Source organism: Micromonospora sp. CPCC 206060 (genome assembly GCF_036906895.1).
Classification (GTDB): Bacteria; Actinomycetota; Actinomycetes; order Mycobacteriales; family Micromonosporaceae; genus Micromonospora.
In genome coordinates, this window is the sequence record NZ_JBAKHU010000031.1 from 1 (window position 1) to 24,685 (window position 24,685).

Annotated in this window: 23 protein-coding genes; 19 read left to right on the forward strand and 4 right to left on the reverse strand. The window is 72.0% G+C overall.

Annotated features, from left to right (window positions below; all coding sequences use genetic code 11):
- Nucleotides 1-86 precede the first annotated feature (86 nt).
- The 4 genes from V6U90_RS19450 (at nucleotide 87) to V6U90_RS19465 (ending at nucleotide 3,404) form a co-directional block, all read left to right on the forward strand.
- Entirely contained in the window at nucleotides 87-692 is a 606-nt protein-coding gene (locus V6U90_RS19450) for a nitroreductase family protein (RefSeq protein WP_334438386.1), read from the forward strand.
- A gap of 135 nt (nucleotides 693-827) precedes the next feature.
- A complete protein-coding gene (locus V6U90_RS19455; RefSeq protein WP_334438388.1) occupies nucleotides 828-1,133 on the forward strand; it encodes a type II toxin-antitoxin system VapB family antitoxin in 306 nt (101 codons plus the stop codon).
- A 21-nt stretch (nucleotides 1,134-1,154) separates the two neighbouring features.
- Nucleotides 1,155-2,330, forward strand: coding sequence for an acyl-CoA dehydrogenase family protein (locus tag V6U90_RS19460; RefSeq protein WP_334438391.1), 1,176 nt, complete (start codon nucleotides 1,155-1,157; stop codon nucleotides 2,328-2,330).
- Between the two features lie 276 nt (nucleotides 2,331-2,606).
- A complete protein-coding gene (locus tag V6U90_RS19465) occupies nucleotides 2,607-3,404 on the forward strand; it encodes a DUF4230 domain-containing protein (RefSeq protein WP_334438394.1) in 798 nt (265 codons plus the stop codon).
- A 58-nt stretch (nucleotides 3,405-3,462) separates the two neighbouring features.
- Here the strand turns inward: V6U90_RS19465 and V6U90_RS19470 are convergent, their stop codons facing one another.
- Complete coding sequence (locus tag V6U90_RS19470) at nucleotides 3,463-3,669, reverse strand: PspC domain-containing protein (RefSeq protein WP_334438396.1); 207 nt, start codon at nucleotides 3,667-3,669, stop codon at nucleotides 3,463-3,465.
- Between the two features lie 249 nt (nucleotides 3,670-3,918).
- On the opposite strand from V6U90_RS19470, the gene V6U90_RS19475 reads away from it, so the two are divergent.
- From V6U90_RS19475 to V6U90_RS19515, 9 genes are all read left to right on the forward strand, one after another.
- Nucleotides 3,919-5,298: an L-serine ammonia-lyase gene (locus tag V6U90_RS19475; protein WP_334438399.1), complete on the forward strand. Its 1,380-nt coding sequence runs from the start codon at nucleotides 3,919-3,921 to the stop codon at nucleotides 5,296-5,298.
- 21 nt (nucleotides 5,299-5,319) lie between these two features.
- Nucleotides 5,320-6,147: an ABC transporter permease gene (locus tag V6U90_RS19480; protein WP_334438402.1), complete on the forward strand. Its 828-nt coding sequence runs from the start codon at nucleotides 5,320-5,322 to the stop codon at nucleotides 6,145-6,147.
- On the forward strand, nucleotides 6,147-6,893 hold the full coding sequence (locus tag V6U90_RS19485) for an ABC transporter ATP-binding protein (protein ID WP_334438404.1): 747 nt from the start codon (nucleotides 6,147-6,149) through the stop codon (nucleotides 6,891-6,893). Before V6U90_RS19480 ends, V6U90_RS19485 begins: the two co-directional genes overlap by 1 nt.
- On the forward strand, nucleotides 6,890-8,812 hold the full coding sequence (locus V6U90_RS19490) for a DUF5941 domain-containing protein (RefSeq protein WP_334438407.1): 1,923 nt from the start codon (nucleotides 6,890-6,892) through the stop codon (nucleotides 8,810-8,812). The genes V6U90_RS19485 and V6U90_RS19490 overlap by 4 nt, the downstream gene beginning before the upstream one ends.
- A gap of 15 nt (nucleotides 8,813-8,827) precedes the next feature.
- Entirely contained in the window at nucleotides 8,828-11,065 is a 2,238-nt protein-coding gene (locus V6U90_RS19495; RefSeq protein ID WP_334438410.1) for a bifunctional glycosyltransferase/CDP-glycerol:glycerophosphate glycerophosphotransferase, read from the forward strand.
- Between the two features lie 129 nt (nucleotides 11,066-11,194).
- Nucleotides 11,195-12,490, forward strand: coding sequence for an ABC transporter ATP-binding protein (locus V6U90_RS19500; protein ID WP_334438413.1), 1,296 nt, complete (start codon nucleotides 11,195-11,197; stop codon nucleotides 12,488-12,490).
- Between the two features lie 78 nt (nucleotides 12,491-12,568).
- The gene (locus V6U90_RS19505) at nucleotides 12,569-13,033 is read left to right on the forward strand and encodes a DUF4442 domain-containing protein (protein WP_334438416.1); all 465 of its coding nucleotides are present in this window, start codon (nucleotides 12,569-12,571) and stop codon (nucleotides 13,031-13,033) included.
- 63 nt (nucleotides 13,034-13,096) lie between these two features.
- Complete coding sequence (locus tag V6U90_RS19510; RefSeq protein WP_334438418.1) at nucleotides 13,097-13,846, forward strand: HAD family hydrolase; 750 nt, start codon at nucleotides 13,097-13,099, stop codon at nucleotides 13,844-13,846.
- Nucleotides 13,843-16,215 carry a glycoside hydrolase family 65 protein gene (locus V6U90_RS19515; protein ID WP_334438419.1) on the forward strand — a complete coding sequence of 791 codons (2,373 nt, stop codon included), beginning with the start codon at nucleotides 13,843-13,845 and terminating at the stop codon, nucleotides 16,213-16,215. The genes V6U90_RS19510 and V6U90_RS19515 overlap by 4 nt, the downstream gene beginning before the upstream one ends.
- Before the next feature lie 248 nt (nucleotides 16,216-16,463).
- On the opposite strand, the gene V6U90_RS19520 is transcribed toward V6U90_RS19515, so the two are convergent.
- Nucleotides 16,464-16,661 carry a hypothetical protein gene (locus V6U90_RS19520; protein WP_334438421.1) on the reverse strand — a complete coding sequence of 66 codons (198 nt, stop codon included), beginning with the start codon at nucleotides 16,659-16,661 and terminating at the stop codon, nucleotides 16,464-16,466.
- 319 nt (nucleotides 16,662-16,980) lie between these two features.
- Here V6U90_RS19520 and V6U90_RS19525 point away from each other — a divergent pair, with 319 nt between their 5' ends.
- Nucleotides 16,981-17,634, forward strand: coding sequence for a dienelactone hydrolase family protein (locus V6U90_RS19525; protein ID WP_334438424.1), 654 nt, complete (start codon nucleotides 16,981-16,983; stop codon nucleotides 17,632-17,634).
- Nucleotides 17,635-17,736: 102 nt separating this feature from the next.
- Nucleotides 17,737-18,378 (forward strand): NADPH-dependent F420 reductase, encoded by a 642-nt coding sequence (locus V6U90_RS19530; RefSeq protein WP_334438426.1) that lies wholly within the window; start codon nucleotides 17,737-17,739, stop codon nucleotides 18,376-18,378.
- Here V6U90_RS19530 and V6U90_RS19535 read toward each other — a convergent pair.
- Nucleotides 18,343-19,488, reverse strand: a complete 1,146-nt coding sequence (locus V6U90_RS19535; RefSeq protein WP_334438428.1) for an AI-2E family transporter — start codon at nucleotides 19,486-19,488, stop codon at nucleotides 18,343-18,345. The two genes, V6U90_RS19530 and V6U90_RS19535, sit on opposite strands and share 36 nt — an antisense overlap.
- A gap of 251 nt (nucleotides 19,489-19,739) precedes the next feature.
- On the opposite strand from V6U90_RS19535, the gene V6U90_RS19540 reads away from it, so the two are divergent.
- The 3 genes from V6U90_RS19540 to V6U90_RS19550 all read left to right on the forward strand — a co-directional run bounded on the left by V6U90_RS19540 (nucleotide 19,740) and on the right by V6U90_RS19550 (nucleotide 21,616).
- Nucleotides 19,740-19,925, forward strand: coding sequence for an antitoxin (locus V6U90_RS19540; RefSeq protein ID WP_334438430.1), 186 nt, complete (start codon nucleotides 19,740-19,742; stop codon nucleotides 19,923-19,925).
- A 258-nt stretch (nucleotides 19,926-20,183) separates the two neighbouring features.
- Nucleotides 20,184-21,392: a cytochrome P450 gene (locus tag V6U90_RS19545; RefSeq protein WP_334438433.1), complete on the forward strand. Its 1,209-nt coding sequence runs from the start codon at nucleotides 20,184-20,186 to the stop codon at nucleotides 21,390-21,392.
- On the forward strand, nucleotides 21,389-21,616 hold the full coding sequence (locus V6U90_RS19550) for a ferredoxin (RefSeq protein WP_208815778.1): 228 nt from the start codon (nucleotides 21,389-21,391) through the stop codon (nucleotides 21,614-21,616). The genes V6U90_RS19545 and V6U90_RS19550 overlap by 4 nt, the downstream gene beginning before the upstream one ends.
- A 393-nt stretch (nucleotides 21,617-22,009) precedes the next feature.
- Here the strand turns inward: V6U90_RS19550 and V6U90_RS19555 are convergent, their stop codons facing one another.
- A complete protein-coding gene (locus V6U90_RS19555; protein WP_334438436.1) occupies nucleotides 22,010-22,510 on the reverse strand; it encodes a hemerythrin domain-containing protein in 501 nt (166 codons plus the stop codon).
- 155 nt (nucleotides 22,511-22,665) lie between these two features.
- On the opposite strand from V6U90_RS19555, the gene V6U90_RS19560 reads away from it, so the two are divergent.
- Complete coding sequence (locus V6U90_RS19560) at nucleotides 22,666-24,678, forward strand: heavy metal translocating P-type ATPase (protein ID WP_334438438.1); 2,013 nt, start codon at nucleotides 22,666-22,668, stop codon at nucleotides 24,676-24,678.
- Nucleotides 24,679-24,685: the final 7 nt, after the last annotated feature.

The window sequence follows — 24,685 nt, forward strand, 5'->3', positions numbered from 1 at the left end:
TCAACTTTTACCGATCACCACCACGCCGGACATCCATCACAACCGGGCACCTTCAGCCCATACGAAACACGGCCTAGGGGCGGCGTATGGAGTTCCGTGAGGTCGTCCGGCGGCGCCGGATGGTACGCAGCTACGACCCGGACCGCCCCGTCCCGCCCGAGGTGGTCGAGCGGCTGCTCGACCACGCGGTCCGGGCGCCGTCCGCCGGGTTCGCCCAGGGCTGGGGGTTCCTGGTGCTGGAGTCGCCGGAGGACCGGGAGCGGTTCTGGTCCGCGGCCAGTCCCGGTGGTTCCGGCCGGCAGCGCTGGCTGGCCGGGATGAGCCGGGCGCCGCTGATCGTCGTACCGCACGCGAACCGGTCGACCTACCTGGAGCGGTACGCCGAGCCGGACAAGGGCTGGGCGGACCGCTCCCCGGACCGCTGGCCGGTGCCCTACTGGTACGTCGACACCGGGTTCGCCACCCTGCTGATGCTGCTCACCGCCGTGGACGAGGGGCTGGGCGCCTGCTTCTTCGGCATCCCGCCGCAGCGCACCGACGCGTACCGCGAGGCGTTCGGGGTGCCGGAGGACTTCATGCCGATCGGTGCGCTCACCATCGGTTACCGGGCTCCTGACCATCGCTCACCGTCGTTGCGACGGGGACGCCGGCCGGTCGACCAGGTGGTGCACCGGGGACGGTGGGGTGATTGATCCCAGACGGGCACCGGTCGATCAGAGTAACGAAACTGACATGAGCGAACAAACCGCGATGTCGGCGATGGTCGCTAGGCTGACACGGCACGACACCACGGGTCGGCTCGGTCATGGGGAGGGGAGCGCGCCGTCGTGATTTTCAGAGCGGTTCGGGACGGGCGGCCGTACCCGGAGCACAACCTCACGCTCAAGCAGTGGGCGGAGATCCCGCCGCGACCGGTGCGGCTGGACCAGCTCATCACGACCAAGCGGGAGCTCGCCCTCGACAAACTGCTGGCCGAGGACTCGACCTTCTACGGCGACCTGTTCCCGCATGTGGTGCAGTGGAACGGCGGGCTCTACCTGGAGGACGGGCTGCACCGGGCGCTGCGGGCCGCGTTGCAGCAGCGCAACCAGATCCACGCCCGGGTGCTGGTGCTGAGCGGGCAGCTCGACTGACGGGTCGTTAAGGTGGCCGGCATGAGCCTGCCCGGGACCGCTCCGCTCGAACTGCTCGACCTCGACTCGTCGCTGACCGACGAGGAGCGCGAGATCCGTGCCGTCGTCCGCCGGCTGGTGGACGACCGGGTTCGCCCGCACGTGGCCGGCTGGTACGAGGAGGGCACCGTCCCGGCCCGCGAGCTGGCCCGTGAGTTCGGCCGGCTCGGCCTGCTCGGCATGCACCTGACCGGGTACGGCTGTGCCGGTGCCTCGGCGGTGGCGTACGGGTTGGCCTGCCTGGAGCTGGAGGCCGGGGACTCGGGCATCCGGTCCCTGGTCTCGGTGCAGGGTTCGCTGGCCATGTACGCGATCTGGCGGTACGGCAGCGAGGAGCAGAAGCAGCGCTGGCTGCCGACCATGGCGGCCGGCGAGGCGATCGGCTGTTTCGGGCTGACCGAACCGGACCACGGCTCCGATCCCGCCTCGATGGCCACCCGGGCGTGGCGGGACGGCACCGACTGGGTGCTGACCGGCGGCAAGATGTGGATCACCAACGCGCCGATCGCCGATGTCGGCGTGATCTGGGCGCGTACCGGGGACGGGGTGCGCGGGTTCGCGGTACCGATGGACACACCGGGGGTGACGGCGCGGGAGATCACCCGCAAGATGTCGCTGCGCGCCTCGGTCACCGGCGAGATCGTGCTGGACGACGTCCGGCTCCCGGCGGCGGCCCTGCTGCCCGGGGCGTCCGGGTTGAAGGCGCCGTTGAGCTGCCTGACCGAGGCCCGGCACGGGATCGTCTGGGGCGCGCTGGGTGCGGCCCGGGACTGCCTGGAGACGGCACTCGACTACGCCGCGACCCGGGAGCAGTTCGGTCGGCCGATTGCCGGCTTCCAGCTCACCCAGGCCAAGCTGGCGGACATGGCGGTCGAGTTGCAGAAGGGCTTCCTGCTGGCGCTGCACCTGGGTCGGCTGGCCGACGCCGGCCGGTTGCGGCCCGAGCAGGTCAGCGTGGGCAAGCTCAACAACGTACGCGAGGCGCTGGCCATCGCCCGGCAGTGCCGGACGATCCTCGGTGCCAACGGCGTCTCCGGTGAGTATCCGATCATGCGGCACGCCAACAACCTGGAGAGCGTGCTGACCTACGAGGGCACGTCGGAGATCCACCAGTTGGTGATCGGGCAGAAGCTCACCGGCATCTCCGCCTTCGCCTGACCGGCGGCCGTTGTCGGGACGCCTGTCGGGCTGCTGACGGGGACGGGGCGGCGCCCGGTTCTGCGCCGCCTGTCGAGCTGCTGGCGTAGACGGGGCAGTGCCGCCGTTCCCCGCCACTGGTAGCGCATCCGGTGCAGCTCGACAGTGCGCCAACGCGGGTCCCTGGCGGCCGGCGCGACGGGGCCCGCCGCCACCGGGGTCGCTCGACGAGCGCGTGTCGTAGTGGGGACGTACCGTCATCAGCAGGCGATATGTCTGTCGAGGATGGTGAGGGCGATGTCCCAGCACGGTGATGTCAACCAGCCCACCCGGGAGTTCCCGGAGTACGCGCGGGGGCAGGCCGATCCGGCGGCGACGTCGGCGGGAAAGGACGTCGGCGGGCCGGTCGACGACGGGTCGGTGGCACCGCCGCCCGGTGGGTCGGGTGGCGGCCGACGGGCCGGTTTCGGCTTCTTCTGGCTGGCCGGGCTGCTGGCCCTGGCCCTGGTCGTCGGTCTCGGGCTGAACAGCGCAGGTCTCTGGCCGAGCTGGCGTAACCCGTTCGCCGAGCAGCGGACCGACCGTAGTCAACCGCCACTGCTCAAGTCGATCCAGGATCTGAGCCGTTACGTCGCCGCCGAGGGGAACTTCCAGGTGGTGATCGATCTCCAGGCCGACCGGAAGTACGTGCCGGACTTCCTGCTCAACGACCGGACGCTCTTCGTCGGGGCGGGCAGCGTGGAGTCGTACGTCGATTTCTCGACGATCGCCGAGGGCGCGGTGGTGGAGTCGGCGGACCGGAAGTCGGTGGAGATGAAGCTGCCGGCACCGCAGCTCGGCAAGCCCAACCTCGACCTGGAGAAGAGCTACGTCTTCGCCGAGAAGCGGGGTCTGCTGAACCGGCTCGGTGATCTTTTCGGCTCGGACCCGAACCGGCAACGCGAGGTCTACCAGCTCGCCGAGGAGCGGATCGCCGCCGCCGCGCGGGACAGCGGGCTCGCCGAACGGGCCCGGGAGAACACCCGCAAGATGCTGGAGGGGCTGCTCCGCTCGCTCGGCTACCAGACCGTCACCATCACGTACACCGCGCCCTGACCCGGCAGGCACAGTGCCCGCCCCGGCCGACCGGGTCGGGCACTTCGCTGCCGTCGGGTCAGCGGACGTTGGCCAGGTACCGGTCCTCGTTCGGCATGATGATCCAGAGCGCCAGGTAGATGACGACCTGGGTGCCCGGCAGCAGCAGCGAGAGGATGAATAGGAAGCGGACGAAGCCGGGGGACATCCCGAACCGGCGGGCCAGGCCGGCACAGACACCGGCGATCATGCGGTTTTCCCGGGGGCGGACCAGTTTGCGACTCATCGTCGTCTCCAACTCTGCGGCGCCACGCCGCTTAACTTCGACGGTACGAACGGGCCGGGTGCCCGCCCTCGGTCCGAAGGCGGATCCCGACCCCGGGCACCACTAGGGAGTACCCCGGACCGCTGATCCGGAAGCCGCCCTATTTCGGCCCTGTCCGAATGTCGGGCTGGTGGCAGCGGCGGGGGTTACCGCCACGGGTCAGCGGGTAGGCTCGCCGGTCGGTGGCCCTCCGGACCGGGGAAGTGCGGCATGATCAGCGTTTTCGACCTCTTCAGCGTGGGTATCGGACCGTCCAGCTCGCACACCGTCGGCCCGATGCGGGCCGCCCGTACCTTCGTCGGCGGGCTCAAGGCCGACGGGCTGCTCGCCACCACGGTGCGGGTACAGGCCGAACTCTTCGGCTCCCTCGGGGCCACCGGACACGGGCACGGCAGCGACCGGGCCGTGCTGCTCGGACTGGCCGGCGAAGCGCCGGAGACCGTCGACACCGACACCGTCGACGAGCGGGTGGCACAGGTCCGCGCGACCGGCCGGCTCGACCTGCTCGGCGTGCACGAGGTGGCCTTCGACCCCGAGCGGGACCTGGTGCTGCACCGCCGCCGGTCGCTGCCGTACCACCCGAACGGGATGACCTTCGCGGCGTACGACGACACCGGTGAGCTGCTGCGCACCCGGACCTACTACTCGGTCGGCGGCGGCTTCGTGGTGGACGAGGCGGCGGCCGGCGCAGACCGGATCAAGCCGGACACCACCCGGGTACGGTACCCGTTCCTCACCGGTGTGGAGCTGCTCGCGGTCACCGAACAGACCGGGCTGTCGATCAGCGAGGTGATGCTCGCCAACGAACTCTCCTGGCGCAGCGAGGCCGAGGTACGCGCCGGGCTGCTGGACATCTGGCGGGTGATGCGGGAGTGCGTCGACGCCGGGTGCAGCCGGGACGGGGTGCTCCCGGGCGGGCTGAAGGTACGGCGCCGGGCGGCCGAACTGCACCGGCAGTTGACGGCCGACGACACCGGCGGCGGTCCCGCCGACCCGCTGCGGGTGATGGACTGGGTGACCCTGTTCGCGCTGGCGGTCAACGAGGAGAACGCGGCCGGCGGCCGGGTGGTCACCGCCCCCACCAACGGCGCGGCCGGCATCATCCCCGCCGTCCTGCACTACTACACCCGGTTCATCCCCTCCGCCGACGAGGACGGAGTGGTCCGCTTCCTGCTCGCGGCCGGCGCGATCGGGGTGCTGTTCAAGGAGAACGCCTCGATCTCCGGGGCCGAGGTCGGCTGCCAGGGCGAGGTCGGTTCGGCCTGCTCGATGGCCGCCGCCGGGCTGGCCGAGGCGCTGGGCGGTACGCCGGCCCAGGTGGAGAACGCGGCCGAGATCGGTATGGAGCACAACCTCGGCCTGACCTGCGACCCGGTCGGGGGACTCGTGCAGATTCCCTGCATCGAGCGGAACGCGGTGGCTAGCATCAAGGCGATCACGGCCGCCCGGCTGGCGTTGCGTGGCGACGGGGTGCACGCCGTCTCGTTGGACAAGGTCATCAAGACCATGCGGGAGACGGGCGCCGACATGAAGGTCAAGTACAAGGAGACGGCGCGCGGCGGACTCGCGGTCAACGTGATCGAGTGCTGAACCAGCGGGGCGGAGGCGGCGGTGACGGCTGGCGTCGCGGCGATCTGGTCGCACCGCAACTCGCTGCGGATCCTGGTCAAGCGGGACCTCGCGGTGAAGTACCAGCAGTCCACGCTCGGCTACCTCTGGTCGCTCATCGAGCCGCTCGGCATGGGGGCCATCTACTGGTTCGTCTTCGGCCTGCTCTACTCCGGGGACACCACCCGGCATCTCGGTGACGCATCGCGGTCGTACCCGCTCTTCCTGGCCACCGGGATCTTCGCCTGGATGTGGACGAACGCGGCGATCGCCGAGGCGACCAACGCGCTCACCGGCCAGGCCCGGCTGATCACCACCATGAACCTGCCCCGGCAGGTCTTCCCGATCGGCCGGGTCACCGGCCGGTTCGCCGAGTACCTGGCCGGGCTGCCGGTACTGGCGACCGTCGCGGCGGTCTACGCAATGCAGGGCCGGATCGACCCGGGCTGGTCGCTGCTGTCGCTGCCGCTCGCGGTCACCGTGCAGGCGGTCCTGCTGACCGGGGTGGCGCTGCTGCTCTCCGCGCTCAACGTGCTGATGCGCGACATCGAACGGTTCATGCGGCTGGTGATCCGGGTGCTCTTCTACGCCACCCCGATCATCTACCCGCTGACCCTGGTCCGGGACTCGGCGCTGCCCGGCTGGGTCAAGGTGGTCTACGAGCTGAACCCGCTGGTCGGCATCTTCCAGCTGCACCACGCGGTCTGGTACCCGGACGAGTTCCCGGACGCCCGGCTGCTCGTGGGCACGGTGGCCGGCAGCGTCGGAGTGCTGCTGGTGGGGTGGTGGGTGTTCCGCCGCCTCGAACCCGCCGTGCTCAAGGAGCTGTAGTGCCGGAGGCGATCATCAGCGCCGAGCGGTTGGGCATCCGGTTCGTCCGTAACCGGCGCCGGCAGCTCCGCCTCCGCGAACTGGTCATCCACCGGGGCGCCCGGCGGGCCACCGCCGGCCAGTTCTGGCCGTTGCGGGACGTGTCGTTCCAGATCATGCCGGGGGACACCGTCGGCGTGATCGGCCGCAACGGCACCGGAAAGAGCACCCTGCTCCGGCTGATCGCCGGGGTGCTGATCCCGGACGAGGGGCGGATCAGCGTCCGGGGCGCGGTGGCGCCGCTGCTGGAACTCTCCGCGGGTTTCTCCAACGACCTGACCGGCCGGGAGAACCTGCATCTGGTCGGTGCGCTGCACGGGCTCTCCGCGGCCTACCTGCGCCGGCACGGCGACGAGATCGTGGCCTTCGCCGGGGAACAGGTGGCGCGGGCCATCGACACGCCGGTACGGCACTACTCCTCGGGGATGAAGGTCCGGCTCGGTTTTGCGATCATCTCCCGGTTGCCCCACCCGATCCTGCTGATGGACGAGGTGACGGCGGTGGGCGACGCGGAGTTCCGTAGGAAGTGCTACGCGACCATTGACGGACTGCTCGCGGAGGGGCGCACACTGGTGCTGGTGTCACACAACGAGAACGACCTGACCCGGTTCTGCAACCGGGGTCTCTATCTGGACGGCGGCCGGTTGACCGTCGACGGGACGGTGCACGAGGCACTCGACGCGTACCACGCCGCGGTCCCGAGGTGACCCTGGCCGTCGTGCTCGCCGCCGGTGATCCCGCGGCGATGCCCCCCGAGCGTCTCGTCGAGCAGTGGCGTGCGGCCGGGGCCCGGGAGGTCCGGGTCGTCGCCGACCCCGACGAACTGTCCGCGCTGGCCGCCGCCGCCACCGAACCGGTCCTGGTCAGCGGCACCGACCTGGTCGCACACACCGCCGTACTGCGGCATCTGGCCACCAGCCCGGTCGGGCCCACGGTGGCGCTGGTGCTCACCGATCCGGTCCACCCCGACCGGGTCGCGGTCCGGGAGGACCGGGGGCAGGTGGTCGAGTCCGGCAGCACACCCCCGGCCAACCCGACCGGCGGGTTCGGCGGGGCGCTGCGGGTGGGCGTACCCGATCTGCCGGCCCTGGCCGCTGTCGCGCGGACCGTGCCGGACGGGCCGGGGCCGGCGGTGGACCGGCTCTTCGCGGCCCTCGCCGCCACCGGCACCACGGTCTTCGCCCACCGGGTACGCCTGCTCGTGGCGCACCGGGTGACCGACGCCGCCGGGCTGACCGCCGCGGAGGCGGCGGTCGCGGCGGTCGAGGAGGACCGGGCGGAGCTGAAGCTGTCGGTGAAGGAGCGGGACGACTTCTTCACCACGTTCTTCGTCAGCACCTGGTCGCCGTACGTGACGAAGTTCTGCGCCCGGATCGGTCTCGGCCCGACCGGGGTGACGGCGGTCTCGGTGCTCTTCGCGTTCGCCGCCGCCTGGCTCTTCGCCTACGGTGACGCCCGGCTGCCCTGGGTGGTCGGCGCGGTGCTGCTCTACCTGGGTTTCATGCTCGACTGCGTGGACGGGCAGGTGGCCCGGTACACCCGGCACTTCAGTGCCTGGGGCGGCTGGCTGGACACCATGGCCGACCGGGCCAAGGAGTACGTCGTCTACGCCGGTCTCGGTGCCGGGGCGACCCTGGGCGGCTACGAGTACGGCTGGGCGCTGGCCATCGCCGCGATCACCCTCCAGACCGTCCGGCACATGACCGACACCTGGTACGGCGTCCTGCACGACGAGGCGGCCCGCCGTCCCGCCGGCGCCGCCCCCTCGGGTGGCCTGGGGGCGAAGCTGAGCCAGGCGTCGAACCGGGTACAGGCGGACACCGGCTCGGTGTCGTACTGGCTGAAGCGGACCGTGGTCTTCCCGATCGGTGAGCGGTGGGCGCTGATCTCGCTGACCGTGGCGCTGTTCAACCCGCTGGTCAGCCTGGTCGCGGTGCTGGCCTGGGGGGTGCTGGCGTTCGCGTACACCCTGGCCCTGCGTACCCTGCGGGCCCGGTCGATGCGGGTTCCGGTGCTGACCACGGTCGACGCGGTGCTGTACCGCGACGACGGGCCGCTGGTGCGTCGGCTGGGCTGGGCGGCCCGGCCGCTGCCGCTGGCGGTGCTCGCCGCGCTGGCCGCCGCCGGGCTGCTCGGTGCGGCACTGGCCGGGCTGGACGGGACCGCCTTCCGGGTGGCGGTGGCCGCTGCCGTGCTGGTGGTGCTGGCCGCCGGCCTGGCGAGTGCCCGACCGCACGCCGGGGCGCTGGACTGGCTGGTCCCGGCGGCGCTGCGGGCAGCCGAGTACCTCTTCGTGATCGCGGTGGGGGTCGGGGCGGCGGTGTCGCCACCGCTGGTGTTCGCGCTGCTGCTGGTGCTGGCGTTGCACCACTACGACCTGACCGCGCGGCTGGAGAAGCGGCAGGCCGCGCCGCCGCTGCACGACTGGACGCTGGGTTGGGACGGCCGGCTGCTGGTGCTGTCGGCTGCGGCAATAGCCGGATTCGCGAGTATTGCTCTGCCTACACTGGCGGCGTACCTGCTCGTGGTCCTCCTGGCGAGTGTGACCCTCGCCTGGGTGACCGTGCCCGCCCGTGCCGGCCGACCCGCGGCGGGTGCGGCGGAGGGAGCCACCGGGGGTCGGTGACCGGGAGGCCGGACGATGACCCTGATCAGTTTCGTCGTACCGGCCTACCAGGTGCAGGGCTACCTGCGGGAGTGCCTCGACTCGATCCTGGACCAGCCGTTCGGCGACGTCGAGGTGATCGGGGTCGACGACTGCTCCCCGGACGGCTGTGGCCAGATCATCGCCGAGTACGCCGCCCGCGACCCCCGGGTCCGGGCCGTGCAACTGGCCGAGAACGCCGGGCTCGGTCCGGCCCGCAACGCCGGGCTGGACCGGGCCACCGGCGAGTACGTCTGGTTCCTCGACGGGGACGACTGGCTCGCACCGGACTGCCTGCCGGCGGTGGCCCGGCGGCTGACGGAGACCCGACCCGACGTGCTGCTCGTCGACCACGTCCGGGTGCACTGGACCGGGCGGGCGAGCCGTAGCGCCCTGGCCGGGGTACTGCCCGCCGACGGCACGCCGGAGGTGTTCCGGGCCCGGGACCGGCCGGCGGTGCTCCGGCTGCTGCACACCGCCTGGAACAAGCTCATCCGGCGGGAGTTCCTGCTCTCCTCGGGGCTGCGCTTCGCCCCCGGCTGGTACGAGGACGTGTCGTTCAGCTACCCGGTACTGGTGGCGGCGGAGCGGATCGGCGTGCTCCACCGGGTCTGCGTCAACTACCGCCAGCGCCGGTCCGGGGCGATCACCCGTACCGTCGACGCCCGACACTTCGAGGTCTTCGACCAGTGGCACCGGGTCTTCGACCTGATCGACGGTCCGACCACGGGCGAAGGCGGCCGGACGGACCGGGCCGCCGGCCTGGGCACGGTGCTCTTCGAACGGATGATCTGGCACTACCTGACCGTGCTGGGCAACGGTCGGCGGCTGCCACCGGCCCTGCGTCCGGCGTTCTTCGCCCAGCTGACCGCCGACTACCGGCGGTGGCGACCGCCCGGCGGTTACCCGGTACCGGGTGGGATCGAGGGACTGAAGCACCGGCTGGTGGCCGCCGACCGCTGGGGCACCTTCAGCGCCCTCCGGATGGCCGGCCGGACCGGTCAGGTGGTGACGCGTACCGCCCGGCGGGCCGTCGGCCGGACGGTGCCCCCGGTCCGCCGGTCCGCCGGGTGGGGGCGGGACGCGCTGCTGCACGGGTACTACCGGGCGCAGCTCCGACGCCCGATCGACCCGACGCTGGCGGTGTACGCCGCCTACTGGTACCGGGGGTACGCCTGCAACCCGGCGGCGATCTACGCGAAGGCCCGGGAACTGGCCCCCAGGATCCGGGGGGTGTGGATCGTCCGGCGGGACCGGGTGGCCGACCTGCCGCCCGGGGTGGAGTACGTCGTCGCCGGCACCCCGGCGTACTACCGGGTGCTGGCCAGGGCGCGGTGGTTGGTCAACAACGTCAACTTCCCCGATTTCGTGGTGAAACGGCCCGGCTCGGTGCACGTGCAGACCCACCACGGCACCCCGGTCAAAGTGATGGGACTTGACCAGCAGCGGTACCCGCTCGGTGCACCGGGGATGGACTTCGCCGCGCTGCTGCGCCGGGTCGACCGGTGGGACTTCAGCATCACCTCCAACGCCTTCTCCACCCAGATGTGGGACCGGGCGTACCCGGCGGACTATGCCCGGCTGGAGGTCGGGTACCCGCGCAACGACCGGCTGGTCGCCGCCGGACCGGACGAGGTGGCCGGGGTGCGGGCCCGGCTCGGCATTGCCCCCGGGGACCGGGTGGTGCTGTACGCGCCGACGCACCGTGAGTATCTGCCCGGGTACCGGCCACCGTTCGACCCGGACGAGTTCCTGGCCGTACTCGGTCCCACCGGCCGGCTGCTGGTGCGCGGGCACTACTTCGACGACCGGCCGGGTGACCGACGCGGGTGGGGTGCTGCCCGGGTGAGCGACGTGACCGGGTACGGCTGTGTGGAGGACCTCTACCTGGCGGCGGACGTGCTGGTCACCGACTACTCCTCGGCGATGTTCGACTACGCGGTGCTGGACCGCCCGATCGTCGTCTACGCCCCGGACTGGGAGGTGTACCGGCTGGCCCGGGGGGTCTACCTCGACGTGACGGCGGAGCCGCCGGGGGCGGTGGCCCGGGATTTCGCCGAGCTGGTGGCGGTGTTCCGCAGCGGTACGGAGGCCGCCGGGGAGGCATCGGCGGCCCGGCGCCGGTTCCGGGAGCGGTTCTGCGCGATGGACGACGGCCGGGCCGCCGAGCGGGTGGTCCGCCGGGTGCTGCTGGCCGGTCCAGCGGTGGGCGGTACCCACGGGGGAGGCTCTTAAATCTCTCATTCCCGCCGTAACAGGGCTGTCACGGCGGGAACATGGCACGTTTACCCGATGGGCGGATTCGATGATGCTGGTCACAGTCATTCCGGGGCCGGCTGGCAACGGAGCTGCGGGGAGGTGACGGTGACGACCGTCGCACTGAAGGATGTCACCAAGGTGTTCCCGGACGGGACAGTCGCGGTCGACAACATCAACCTCGACGTCAACGACGGCGAGTTCATGGTGTTGCTCGGGCCCTCGGGCTGCGGGAAGTCCACCGTGCTGCGGATGCTCGCCGGGCTGGAGGACCCGACCCGGGGCGCGATCATGCTCGACGGCGAGCTGGCCAACGACCTGTCTCCCCGGGAACGGCGAATCGCCATGGTCTTCCAGGACTTCGCGCTGTACCCGCACATGAGCGTGGGGGACAACATCGGCTTCCCGCTGCGGCTGGCCGGCGTCGAGCCGGAGCCGCGCGGTGAGCGGGTCGCCGACGTGGCCAGCGCGCTCGGTATCGGCGACGTGCTCGCCCGCAAGCCGAGCCAGCTCTCCGGCGGCCAGCGGCAGCGGGTGGCGATGGGCCGGGCGATCATCCGCCGGCCGGGTCTCTTCCTGATGGACGAGCCGCTGTCGAACCTGGACAGCGGGCTCCGCGCGGAACTGCGGGCGGAGATCTCCAGCCTGGTCCGTGAGCTGGGAGTCAGCACCATCTACGTCACGCACGACCAGGCCGAGGCGCTGACCATGGCGGACCGGGTGGCGATCATGCGCAAGGGCGTGCTCCAGGACGTCGGCACCCCCACCCAGGTGTACGGCCGGCCGGCCACGCTCTACGTCGCGGCCTTCCTGGGCAGCCCCCGGATGAACCTGCTGGAGGCGTCGGTCTACGTCCACCTCGACCGGTACGTCGCCCTTAACGTCGGTGAGCAGTCGCTCTACCTGCCCTGGGACGACATCCGGAGCCGGGCGGTGGCGCACTACCACGGGGAGCGGATCGTGGTCGGGATGCGGGCCGAGGCGTTGACCCCGGTGGCCCCGGGCTCCCCGGGTGACGTACTCCAGGGGCGGATCCGGTACCTGGAACACCACGGGCACGAGTCGCTGGCCTTCGTCGACATCGGCGCCACCGCGATCGTGGTGGACGAGCTGAACAAGCCGGTGGACGACGCGTCCGGTGGGCCGGGCCGGCTGCGCCGGTTCGGCCACGCGGTACAGCGGCTCACCGGCCGGTCGGCGGAGAGCGAGCAGCCGGCGACCGATACCCCGACCAGCATCCTCAACGATCCCGGGCGGCACGCCCGCCGCCCCGCCGAACTGTCGGTACGGCTCGCCCCCTATCCGGCGGTGGCCGCCGGGCACTCGCTGGCCCTGTCGGTACGGATGGACGCGCTGCACTTCTTCGACGAGCGGGGTGACCGGATCGACGTGGGCTGGCGCTGACCGCCTGACCACCGGGGCGTCCACCGGGCACGGCGGGGACGGTTGCCCTTTAAGTTACCCGCTAGTAACGTGTCGGGCATGTCCATTGACTCACGGCAGATAGCTGTCGGGATGCTCGAAGCGGTGCCGTTCGCCCGGACCCTCGACATCCAGTTCATCGAGGTCGCTCCCGAGGCGGACGGCGGGGTACGCGCGGTTGTCGAACTGCCCGACAGCCCACCCACCCACAACCACGTCGGTGGGCCGCACGCCGGAGCCATGTTCACCCTCGGCGAGACCGCCTCCGGGGCGGTGGTCCTGGCGGCCTTCGGGCACCTCCTCGACCGGGCCGTCCCACTGGCCGTCCGCGCCGAGATCGCGTACCTGAAGCTCGCCATGGGGCCGGTGCGGGCGACCGCGCGACTGGCCCGTCCGCCCGCCGACGTGCAGGCGGAGTTCGACGGCGGCAGCCGGCCGGAGTTCCCGGTGCTGATCGAGATCACCACCACCGACGGCACGGTCACCGGCCGGATGACCGTGGTCTGGACGCTGCGGAAGACCTGAGCCGAGCCGGGCACCCGGGTTGAAAGGGGTTTGACCCGACGCCCCGGTGGTTAGATTCAGGAGGTGCTGGGCCTACCTGCTCATGTGACCGCCTGTCTCTTCGACCTGGACGGTGTGCTGACCCAGACCGCCCGGGTGCACAACGCCGCCTGGACCGAGACGTTCAACGCGTACCTGCGGGAACGCTCCGTCGCCACCGGTGAGCCCTACCGGCCGTTCGACCCCGGGCCCGACTACCACCGCTACGTCGACGGCAAGGTCCGCGCCGACGGCGTACGCTCCTTCCTCGCCTCCCGCGGCATCGTCCTGCCGGAGGGTGCCCCCGACGACCCGCCGGCCGCGGAGACGGTCAACGGCATCGGCAACCGGAAGAACGTCATCCTGCTGGAGCGGATCCACACCGACGGGGTCGACGTCTACCCCGGCTCGGTGACCTACCTGAAGGCCGCCGCTGCGGCCGGACTGCGCCGGGCGGTCGTCTCGGCGAGCGCCAACTGCCGGGACGTGGTCGACGCCGCCGGCCTCACCGACCTGCTGGAGGTACGGGTCGACGGCCTCGTCGCGCGGGCCGAGGGACTGCGCGGCAAGCCGTACCCGGACACCTTCCTGGCCGGTGCGGCCCGGCTCGGTGTGGACCCGTCCCGGGCGGTGGTCTTCGAGGACGCGCTCGCCGGGGTCGAGGCGGGCCGGGCCGGCGGGTTCGGGTACGTGGTGGGGGTGGACCGGGTCGGGCAGGCCGACGACCTGCGGGCGCACGGCGCCGACGTGGTGGTCCGGGACCTGGCCGAACTGCTCGACGGAGCCGACCGGTGATCCGGGAACGGGCCTATCCCGTCGAACCCTGGCGGATCCGCGAGACCCGCCTCGACCTGGACGTCCTGGCCCAGTCGGAGTCCGTCTTCGCGCTCTCCAACGGCCATATCGGCCTGCGCGGCAACCTCGACGAGGGTGAGCCGCACGGACTGCCCGGCACCTATCTGAACTCCTTCTTCGAGCTGCGTCCCCTGCCGTACGCCGAGGCCGGGTTCGGGTTCCCCGAGTCCGGCCAGACCGTGGTCAACGTGACCAACGGCAAGCTGATCCGGCTGCTGGTCGACGACGAGCCGCTGGACGTCCGCTACGGCGAGGTGCTCGCCCACGAGCGGGTACTCGACCTGCGGTCCGGCACCCTGCGGCGGACGCTGCACTGGCGTTCGCCCGCCGGCCGGGAGGTCCGGGTGGTGAGTACCCGGCTGGTCTCCTTCACCCAGCGGGCGGTCGCCGCGATCAGCTACGAGGTGGAACCGGTCAACGGGCCGCTCCGGGTGATCGTCCAGTCCGAACTGGTGGCCAACGAGGCCCTGCCGCCGCAGAGCCGGGACCCCCGGGTGGCGGCTGTCCTGGAGTCCCCGCTCCAGCCCGAGGAGGAGCTGAGCCGGGAGGCGGGCGGCCTGCTCATCCACCGGACCAAGGTCAGTGGCCTGCGGGTGGCCGCCGCGATGGACCACGAGGTGCACGGCCCGGACCGCACCACCATCACCACCGAGGGGTACCAGGACTGGATCCGGACCAGCATCGGCTGCGTCCTGCGTCCCGGCGAGGAACTACGGGTGGCCAAACTGCTGGCGTACGGCTGGTCCAGCAAACGGTCCCTGCCGGCGTTGCGGGACCAGGTCGGCGGGGCACTGACCGCCGCCCGGCTGGACGGCTTCACCGGACTGCGGCGGGCGCAGCGCGAGTACCTCGACGCCTTCTGGGACGCGTCCGACGTGCGGGTCGAGGGTGATCCCGAGGTACAGCAGGCGGTCCGGTTCGGCCTGTTCCAGGTCCTCCAGGCCGGTGCCCGGGCCGAGCGTCGGCCGATCGCCGCCAAGGGGCTCACCGGACCGGGGTACGACGGGCACGCCTTCTGGGACACCGAGACGTTCGTGCTGCCGGTGCTGACGTACACCCTGCCGGCGGCGGTCGCCGATGCCCTGCACTGGCGGCACTCCACCCTCGACCTGGCCCGCGAGCGGGCCCAGCTCCTCAACCTGTCCGGAGCGGCCTTCCCCTGGCGGAGCATCCGGGGCCAGGAGTCGTCGGCGTACTGGCCGGCGGGCACGGCGGCCTTCCACATCGCGGCGGACATCGCCGACGCGGTCCGGCGCTACGTCCAGGCCACTGAGGACACCCAGTTCGAGCGGGAGGTCGGGCTGGAACTCCTGGTGGAGACCGCGCGGCTGTGGCGGTCGCTGGGCCACCACGACCGGCACGGCGTCTTCCATCTGGACGGGGTGACCGGCCCGGACGAGTACACCGCGGTGAAGAACGACAACATCTACACCAACCTGATGGCCCAACGGAACCTGCTGACCGCCGCCGACGCGGTGACGCGCTACCGCGACGAGGCGTTCCACCTCGGGGTGACCGACGAGGAGGCGGCGGCCTGGCGGGACGCGGCCCACGCGATGAACATCCCGTACGACCCCGAACTCGGGGTGCACCAGCAGGCGGAGGGCTTCACCCGGCTCCAGGAGTGGGAGTTCCGGGACACCCCGCCGGACCGGTACCCGCTGCTGCTGCACTACCCCTACTTCGACCTGTACCGCAAGCAGGTGGTCAAGCAGCCCGACCTGGTGCTGGCCATGCACTGGCGGGGCGACGCGTTCGACGCCGACGAGAAGCGCCGCAACTTCCTCTACTACGAGCGGCGTACCGTCCGGGACTCGTCGCTGTCGGCCTGCACCGCGTCGGTGATCGCCGCCGAGGTGGGCTACCTCGAACTGGCCCACGACTATCTGCGCGAAGCCGCGCTGATGGACCTGCACGACCTGAACGAGAACACCCGGGACGGTGTGCACGTCGCCTCCCTCGCCGGTGCCTGGATCGCCCTGGTGGCCGGGTTCGGGGGCTTCCGGGACCACGGCGACATTCCGTTGTTCTGTCCCCGGTTGCCGAGCCGCCTGGGCCGGCTGGAGTTCTCGTTGACCTGGCGGGGCATGCGGCTGCGGGTCGAGGTCCGGCCGCACGAGACGAGGTACGAACTGCGTGACGGCCCCGACAGCGCCAGCCTGGAACTGCTCCACCACGGGGAGACGGTCCAGGTGGTCTGGGGTGAACCGGTGACCCTGCCGAACCCACCGGCCCGGTCGGTCGGCCCGCCGCCTGAGCAGCCACCCGGGCGGGCCCCGTTGCGCAGGGTGGAGGAAATCGAACCCTAGGCTGTGGAACCCGTCCGGGCGGTCGATGTCCTTGCAGGGGTGACACCACCTGCATCGGAGGCCTGACGACACCGCGCGTCTCGTGCTCGACGCGCTCCGCGCGCTTCCCGCCCAACAGCGGGTGGTGCTGGTGACTGGGCCGGCCTCACGGCCCGCTCGCGGAGGCGTTCGCCCGGAACGCCACCCCGGTTGGCTGACCCGGCATCCGTGGTGGGCCCGGCACGGGGTGGGCCCACCACGGACGGCGGTCAGCGGGTGTCGCCGGTGGACGGACGACCCGCCCGGTCCCGGGGCGCCATCGCGCGCGGGTCGTCCGCGGTGCGGGCCATGGCCGCCTCGTCGGCCCAGTCCCCGCGCTGACGGTCCTGTTCCGCGCGGCGCTCGGCGTTGTTGGTGGCCGACGTGTTGTTCGTGGTCGACTTCCGGGTACGGTCCTGACGGGCCATGACGCACCTCGCGATCGGTGTCGGTCGCTGCTGCCGACCAGTGACGGATCGACGCTGCCGGCGGGCAGCGGGGTGTCGACGCCCCCGCCGGCCAGGGCGGTGCGGCGTCGTCCGGTCACCGCCCGGCTACCCGGACCCCGGTCCGGCAAACCGTGCCGGTCGGTGGTCCGGTTCCGGTCCGGCCGCCGGTCGGCGGCATGCCGGAGTCCGGGAAGGGTAAACCGGGGCGGAACGATCACATGGGTCCGCGCCGGGGTCGCCCGGGTGGCGGGCAGCCACCGACGGGAGGTTTGCGGTGATACGGGCAGAGAGCAGTGAAATGCTGATCCCGGTCGACGGGGCGGAACTCCCCGCCGACCTGTCCGTACCGGAGGAGGCCACCGGGGTGGTCCTCTTCGCCCACGGCAGCGGCAGTTCCCGACGCAGTCCCCGCAACATGGCCGTCGCGCACGTGCTGAACCGGGACAGCCTGGCGACCGTACTGGTCGACCTGCTCACCCCGGCCGAGGAGGAGATCGACGCGCGCACCGCCGAGCTGCGCTTCGACATCGGACTGCTCACCGGTCGACTGGTCGGGATCGTCGACTGGATGAACGCACAACCCTCGCTGCGGGACGCCCGGATCGGCATCTTCGGGGCCAGCACCGGTGCGGCGGGGGCCCTGGCCGCCGCCGCGGCCCGGCCCGGCAAGGTGACCGCCGTGGTCTCCCGGGGTGGCCGGCCGGACCTCGCCGGCCCGGCGCTCGGCCAGGTACGGGCGCCGACCCTGTTGCTCGTCGGCGGCCGGGACGAGCAGGTCCGCCAACTCAACGAGCAGGCGCTACGGTCGCTGCCCGACACCGCCGAGCTGCGGGTGGTGCCCGGCGCCACCCACCTGTTCGAGGAGCCCGGCGCTCTGGAGGAGGTCGCGCACGCCGCCTCGACCTGGTTCGCGGGACATCTCGTCCCCGGGCAGCTGATGCCCGGCCGGTGACCCGCTGCGGTCGCCCGCCGCCGGTTCGCTCGCCGACCGCCGGTTTGCCGGTTGCCGGTACGCCCGCCGGTTTGCCGGTTGCCGGTACGGGTAGCCGGACCCATGCGCATCGGCATCATCGGCGCCGGCCGACTCGGTGGCGCCCTGGCCCGGCACTGCGCGTCCGCCGGGCACGAGGTGGTCATCGCCAACTCCCGGGATCCCGGGACGCTCACCCCGCTGGTCCGGTCATTGGTCGACGGGGCGGTGGCGGTCCGGGCCGGTGAGGTGGCCCAGTTGGCGGACCGGCTGGTCCTGCTCGCCGTACCGTTCCACCGGCACCCGGAGCTGCCCAGCGGGGGACTGGCCGGCAAAATCGTGGTGGATGCGATGAACTACCTGCCGGCGGTGGACGGCCCGTGGCCGGAGCTGGAGACCGGCCGGACCACCTCCAGCGAACTGGTCCGGGACCGGCTCGGCGGGGTACGGCTGGTCAAGGCGTTCAACACGATGCGCTGGGACCATCTGCGCGACTACGGGCACGAGGCGGGCGCCCTCCAGCGGTACGGGATGCCACTGGCCTCGGACGACAACGACGCCAAGCGGGCCGTCGAGGACCTGATGGAACAGTTCGGGTTCGATCCGGTCGACTCGGGCGACCTGGCCGGCGGTGGGCGCCGGCAGCAGCCGGGCGGACCGGCCTGGCTGGCCGACCTGCCCGGTCCGGCGTTACGGGCCCGACTCGGGGTTCCCGCGTACCGCTGACGTCTGGGCCCCGGTCGTCCGGTCCCGGGCCGCCCGGCGGGCCCGCCAGACCGTGTCCACCATCCGGTACAACACGGCCACGACCGGCACCGAGACGAACGCGCCGGCGATCCCGGCGAGCAGGGTGCCGGCGGTCACCGCCACCAGTACCACCACCGGGTGCAGCCGGACCTGCCGCTTCATCACCAGCGGCTCCAGCAGGTTCCCCTCGATCTGCTGCACCGCGATCACCGAGGCGAGGGCGAGCAGGGCGGTGGTCGGGCCGTTGGCGGCGAGGGCGACCAGTACGGCGACGCTCCCGGCCACGGTGGCCCCGATGATCGGGATGAACGCGCCGAGGAAGGTGATCAGGGCGAGGGGGAACGCCAGCGGTACGCCGAGCAGCAGCAACGCGGCACCGATGCCGATCGCGTCGATCGCCGCGATGATCATCGTGCCCCGACTGTACGCGGTCAGCGTGTGCCAGCCGTTACGACCGGCGGCGGCCAGCAACGGCCGGGAGCCTTCAGCGGTACGGCCCAACGCCCAGCGCCACATCGAGCGGCCGTCCTTGAGCAGGAAGAAGAGCAGCACCACGACCAGCAGCACCGAACCCAGCACCTCGGCTGCGGTGCGAGCGCCGGCGACCGGATCGGGGGAGCCCTGCCGCAGCCCTTCGGTGGCGCGGCGGGTCCACTCGTCGAGTTGCTCGGCGGTGATCGGCAGGCCGCCCGAGGTCAGGAACTCCCGGGTCCGCTTCAGTCCTTCGTCCAGTTCCCGGGACAGGTCGGCGAACTGGTCGGCGGTGAGGGTCCAGAAGAGCGTCACCGCCCCGGCCAGTACCGCGAGCAGGAGCAGCACCGAGACGAGCGCGGCCAGCGCGGCCGGCAGCCGTAGCCGGCGCAGGGCGAGGGTCACCGGGTCGAGCAGCGCGGTCAGGAAGAGGGTCACCGCCAGCGCGATGGCCAGCGGTGCCAGCAGCATCGCGATCCTGCCCAGCACGTACAGCCCGGCGACGACGACCACCAGGCAGGCGCTCCAGACCACCGCCGACCGCACCAGCCAGGGAATCCGTTCCCAGGTCTGCCGTATCCCCGCTGGGGGCGGTGTCACCGCCGTCGGCTCCGTCATCGTCACTGCCTCCGCTCACCGGATGGTCCCCGTGTCCGGGTCGTACCCGAAGGCATCGAGCGCGACACCCGCCCCGGGCCTGTCCCGGCCCGGCACTGGCGGTGTGCCGGCCTGTTCCGGCCCGCCGGCGCCCGGGCCGGGGTGGGTCCGGGGGCCGCCCCGGGCTGCTCCGTTTGCCCATCCGGCCGACGGGAACGACTAACGGGAGACGAGCCGAGGGACTAACGGGAGACGAGCCGAGGAGGGTACGGATGAGCGACTTCATGAACAAGGCCAAGGAGTTCGCCGACCAGCACGAGAAGCAGGTCGACCAGGGGCTGGAGAAGGGCGGCGAGGCGGCCGACCGGCGGACCGGCGGCAGGTACGACGAGCAGATCGACAAGGGCGTCGACATGGCCCAGCGACGTACCGGCGAGGGTGACCAGTCACCCCGCTGACACCCAGGTGCACGGAAGGGCCCCCTCTTATCGTTTTCGGTAGCGGAGGGGGCCCTTCCTAACACTTCAGCACCGTCGAACCGGAACTGTCACCGGATGTAGGCGGATGGATGCGGGTGGTCAGGATCGAACGGGTTCGCTACGATCCGCAATCAGCGCATGACTCCTGGCTCGGTCCGGTGTCGCGCCCGAGCGGATTCACCGCTGGCCGCCGACCCGATCCGGCCACCCCGCGTCTGCCTACGACAGGGAGTTCCGGTGTCGAACAATCCCCCCGTCACGACCACGCGCAGCTACCCGTTCCACGCCCCCGACCGGCTCGAACTCGATCCGCTCTACGCCCGGCTGCGGCACGAGCAACCGGTGACCCGGGTCCGGTTGCCGTACGGCGAGCCGGCCTGGCTGGCCACCCGGTACGCCGACGTGCGGACCGTGCTGGGCGACCCCCGGTTCAGCCGGGCCGCCGCCGTCGGTCGCGACGAGCCCCGGATCACGCCCCGCCAGCTCGACGCGGGCATTCTGGCCATGGACCCGCCGGAGCACACCCGGCTGCGCCGGCTCGCGGCCAAGGCGTTCACCGCGCGCCGGGTCGAGCAGTTGCGTCCCAGGGCCACCGGGATCGCCGACGAGCTGCTCGACGCCATGCTGGCCGCCGGGGCGCCGGCTGACTTCGTCGAGTACGTCGCCACGCCGCTGCCGATCCGGGTGATCTGTGAGCTGCTCGGGGTGCCCGTCGCCGACCAGGACCGGTTCCACGCCTGGTCGGAGGCGATCGTCTCGACCACCTCCCTGCCTCCCGAGCGGATCGACGAGTACATCGACAACCTGTACGCGTACATGGGGGAGCTGATCGCGCGGCGCCGCCGGGAACCGACCGACGACCTGCTCAGCGCCATGGTCCGGGCCCGGGACGAGAACGCCGACCGGCTCACCGAGCTGGAGGTGGTGCAGCTCGCCGCCGGGCTGCTCGCCGCCGGGCACGAGACCACCGTCACCCAGTTGCCCAACTTCGTGTACGTCCTGCTGACCACACCTGGGGCGTGGGACCGGCTACGGGACGATCCCGGGCTGGTGCCGTCGGCGGTCGAGGAGCTGATGCGGTACATCCCGCTCGGGGTGGCCTCCGCTTTCGCCCGGTACGCCACCGAGGACCTGGAACTCGGTGGTGTCCTGATCCGGGCCGGCGAGCCGGTGATCGGCTCGATCTCCTCCGCCAACCGGGACGAGTCGGTCTTCGCGGATCCGGACCGGTTGGACTTCAACCGTCCGGTCAACCCGCATCTCGGCTTCGGCCACGGCGTCCACCACTGCATCGGCGCGCAACTCGCCAGGATGGAACTCCAGGTCGCTCTGCGGGCCCTGCTCCAGCGCACCCCCGGCCTGCGGATCGCGGTACCCGAGGAGGAGCTGACCTGGAAGAGCGGCCTGATCGTGCGGGGCCTGACCATGCTGCCGGTGACCTGGTGAGCGGGACCTGGCGGGTCGACGTCGACCCCCGTCGCTGTATCGGGACGGGGATCTGCGCCGGCGCCGCACCCGACCACTTCGTCCTCGTCGACGGGCTCTCCCGGCCGGTGCTGAACGTGGTCGATCCGGCCGGCCCGGTGATCGACGCGGCGGACTCGTGTCCGATGGAGGCGATCACCGTGCGGGACGCCGACGACCACCGGTTGATCGCCCCGGAGCCGTGAGGGGTCCCCGCGTACGACGCGCCGGGAGCGACCCCTTGGCGGCGGCAGCGGGTGGTCCGGTGGGGCGGCGGGTCACTGTGGCCGGTCGGTCGGGGCGGGCGCTGTCGGGCCGGCCCAGGGTAGACGTTCTCCTGTCATGGTGACCTCCTGTCCGCACGAACGGTGTCCCTGCCGATGAGGGTGTCCGGCCGGAGGGGGTGCCGGCAGATTCCCGGATGTTCGGAACGGATCGGCACACGGTGCTGTGGCGGGAGCTGAGCGCGTATCCGGGGCAGCTCGACAGGGGCCGCATGGTGGGGCGCCGACCATCCGGACTCCCCGCCGGTCCGGTCCGGAACGTCGCTCGGTGACGACGTGATCCGGCCGGACCGGCGGTCGCCGGGGCGGGGTGGGTCAGGCGGTGACGGCGTCGAGTGCCTTCTTCAGGGCGAGCGGCTCCGTCGGGGTACGCGGCGCGTCCCTCCGCATCTCGATCATGCGGGCACCGATCTCCTGCAACTCGTTACGGCCCAGGCCGTCGCGGACCTTGGGGAACCACTCCTGCTCCTCCTCCTCGACGTGGTGCAGGACGTTCTCCATCAGCACGGTGACCTTGGCGTCGTACCGCTCGTCGTCGGGCTCCATCGCGGCCAGTTCGAAGCAGAGCACGTCGGCGACGTGGTGCTCCTCGTAGGATTCCAGCACGTCGTCCTCAAGGTCCGGCAGGAGCCGGCGGATCTCCGGGTACATGCACTCGTTCTCCAGGTACGTGTGCACGGTGAGGGCCTCCAGGATCTGCGCCACGAGCTTCCGCTTCTGCGCGGTGGCGTTCTCACCGGCACCCTGGAACTCCTTGAACAGGCGCCGGATCTCCTTGTGGTCCTCCTTGAGCAGGACAATGGCATCGGTCGACACGGGAACCTCCCTGATCGGTGCGTCAACCGCCTTCGGTACCCCACGCCGAGCTGCGCAAACAGGATGAGTCAGGCAGGCCGGGATGGGCTGCCTCTCGGGTCGATCCGGCCGTGTCGGATACCTGGCGGGGGTACCGTCGCCGGGAGGAGGCCGGCATGGACCACCAGCAGCACAGCCAGGACAAGCACGCTGGCCACGATCCCGCGATGTTCCGGCGCAGGTTCTGGGTCTGCCTGGTACTGACCGTGCCGATCGTGGCCACCAGCCAGCTGGTCGGTCAGTGGTTCGGCGGGCTGCCCGACTTCCCGGGCCGGCAACTGGTCGGACCGGTACTCGGATCGGTGGTCTACCTCTGGGGCGGCTGGCCGTTCCTGGTCGGCGCGGTCCGGGAGGTACGGGGCCGGGCGCCGGGCATGATGCTGCTGGTCGCCATGGCGATCACGGTGGCGTACGTGGCCTCGGTGGCGACCAGCGTCGGCCTGTTCGACCTGGACTTCTGGTGGGAGCTCGCCGCCCTGGTCACCATCATGCTGCTCGGCCACTGGCAGGAGATGAAGGCCATCGGGCAGGCCCGGGGGGCGCTCTCCGCGCTGGCCGCGCTCCTGCCCGACGACGCCGAACGGGTGACCGGGGACGGATCGACGGCCCGGGTGCGGATCGGTGAGTTGCAGGTCGGCGACGTCGTGCTGGTCCGCCCCGGTGCCCGGGTACCGGCCGACGGGCGGATCGTCGACGGCATCGCCGAGTTGGACGAGTCGATGGTCACCGGGGAGTCCCGCCCGGTGTCCCGGGGCGTCGACGACCGGGTGGTGGCCGGGACCGTCGCCACCGACTCGGCGATCCGGGTACGCGTCGAGGCGGTCGGCGGGGACACCGCGCTCGCCGGCATCCAACGGCTGGTCGCCGAGGCGCAGCGCTCCCGGGGTCGGGCGCAGGTACTGGCGGACCGCTTCGCGGCCTGGCTGTTCTACATCGCCACCGCAACGGCGGCGGTCACCCTGCTGGTGTGGTGGGTCCTGGGTGACCCGGACCAGGCGGTGGTGCGGACGGTCACCGTGCTGGTGATCGCCTGCCCGCACGCCCTGGGGCTGGCGATCCCGCTGGTCATCGCGCTTTCCACCGCGCTCGCCGCGAAGTCCGGCATCCTGATCCGGGACCGGCTGGCGGTGGAGCGGATGCGCACCGTGGACGCGGTGCTCTTCGACAAGACCGGCACGCTGACCCGGGGCGAGCACACGGTCGTCGGGGTCGCCCCGGAGACGGACGGGGACGGGGTGCTGCGGCTGGCCGCCGCGGTGGAGGCGGACAGCGAGCATCCGCTGGCCCGGGCGATCGTCGCGGCGGCGGCCGGGCGGGGCGCGCCGCTGACCGCCACCGGGTTCCGGACCATGCCGGGCCAGGGGGTCCGGGCCAGTGTCGACGGCACCGGGTACGCGGTCGGTGGGCCGGCGCTGCTGCGGGAGGCCGGCGCCCGGGTCCCCGACGATCTCGACGCGCGGGTACGGGAGTGGTCCGGGCGGGGTGCCGCCGTGCTCCACCTGCTCCGCTACGACGGGCGCGGGGCCGCCGAGGTACGCGGGGTCATCGCCCTGGCCGACCAGGTACGCCCCGAGGCGCGAAAGGCGGTCGACGAGCTGCGGGCGCAGGGCGTACCCAAGATCGTGATGATCACCGGGGACGCCCGGCCGGTGGCCGAGGCGGTCGCCGCGGACCTGGGCTTCATCTCCGGCGTGGACGAGGTCTTCGCCGAGGTGCTGCCGGCGGACAAGGACGGGGCGGTGGCCGACCTGCAACGGCGTGGCCTGCGGGTGGCGATGGTGGGCGACGGGGTCAACGACGCCCCGGCACTGGCCCGGGCCGACGTCGGCATCGCCATCGGCGCCGGTACGGATGTGGCCATCGAGTCCGCCGGGGTGGTGCTCGCCTCGTCCGACCCGCGCGGGGTGGCCGGGGTGATCCGGCTCTCCCGCGCGTCCTACCGCAAGATGCTCCAGAACCTGGGCTGGGCGGCCGGCTACAACGTGGTCGCGTTGCCGTTGGCCGCCGGGGTGCTGGCCGGCGCGGGGGTGGCGCTGAGCCCGGCCGCCGCCGCGGTGCTGATGTCGGCCTCGACCATCGTGGTGGCGCTCAACGCCCAACTGCTCCGCCGGGTACGCCTGACGCCCTGATTCTCCG

Bases quoted from the DNA above. Each gene is read 5' to 3' on its own strand.
- V6U90_RS19475 (WP_334438399.1), top strand. From the start codon at position 3,919: ATGATCAGCGTTTTCGACCTCTTCAGCGTGGGTATCGGACCGTCCAGC.
- V6U90_RS19470 (WP_334438396.1), bottom strand. From the start codon at position 3,669: ATGAGTCGCAAACTGGTCCGCCCCCGGGAAAACCGCATGATCGCCGGT.
- V6U90_RS19530 (WP_334438426.1), top strand. From the start codon at position 17,737: ATGCGCATCGGCATCATCGGCGCCGGCCGACTCGGTGGCGCCCTGGCC.
- V6U90_RS19520 (WP_334438421.1), bottom strand. From the start codon at position 16,661: ATGGCCCGTCAGGACCGTACCCGGAAGTCGACCACGAACAACACGTCG.
- V6U90_RS19465 (WP_334438394.1), top strand. From the start codon at position 2,607: ATGTCCCAGCACGGTGATGTCAACCAGCCCACCCGGGAGTTCCCGGAG.
- V6U90_RS19495 (WP_334438410.1), top strand. From the start codon at position 8,828: ATGACCCTGATCAGTTTCGTCGTACCGGCCTACCAGGTGCAGGGCTAC.
- V6U90_RS19450 (WP_334438386.1), top strand. From the start codon at position 87: ATGGAGTTCCGTGAGGTCGTCCGGCGGCGCCGGATGGTACGCAGCTAC.
- V6U90_RS19540 (WP_334438430.1), top strand. From the start codon at position 19,740: ATGAGCGACTTCATGAACAAGGCCAAGGAGTTCGCCGACCAGCACGAG.
- V6U90_RS19460 (WP_334438391.1), top strand. From the start codon at position 1,155: ATGAGCCTGCCCGGGACCGCTCCGCTCGAACTGCTCGACCTCGACTCG.
- V6U90_RS19560 (WP_334438438.1), top strand. From the start codon at position 22,666: ATGGACCACCAGCAGCACAGCCAGGACAAGCACGCTGGCCACGATCCC.
- V6U90_RS19525 (WP_334438424.1), top strand. From the start codon at position 16,981: ATGCTGATCCCGGTCGACGGGGCGGAACTCCCCGCCGACCTGTCCGTA.
- V6U90_RS19535 (WP_334438428.1), bottom strand. From the start codon at position 19,488: ATGACGGAGCCGACGGCGGTGACACCGCCCCCAGCGGGGATACGGCAG.
- V6U90_RS19505 (WP_334438416.1), top strand. From the start codon at position 12,569: ATGTCCATTGACTCACGGCAGATAGCTGTCGGGATGCTCGAAGCGGTG.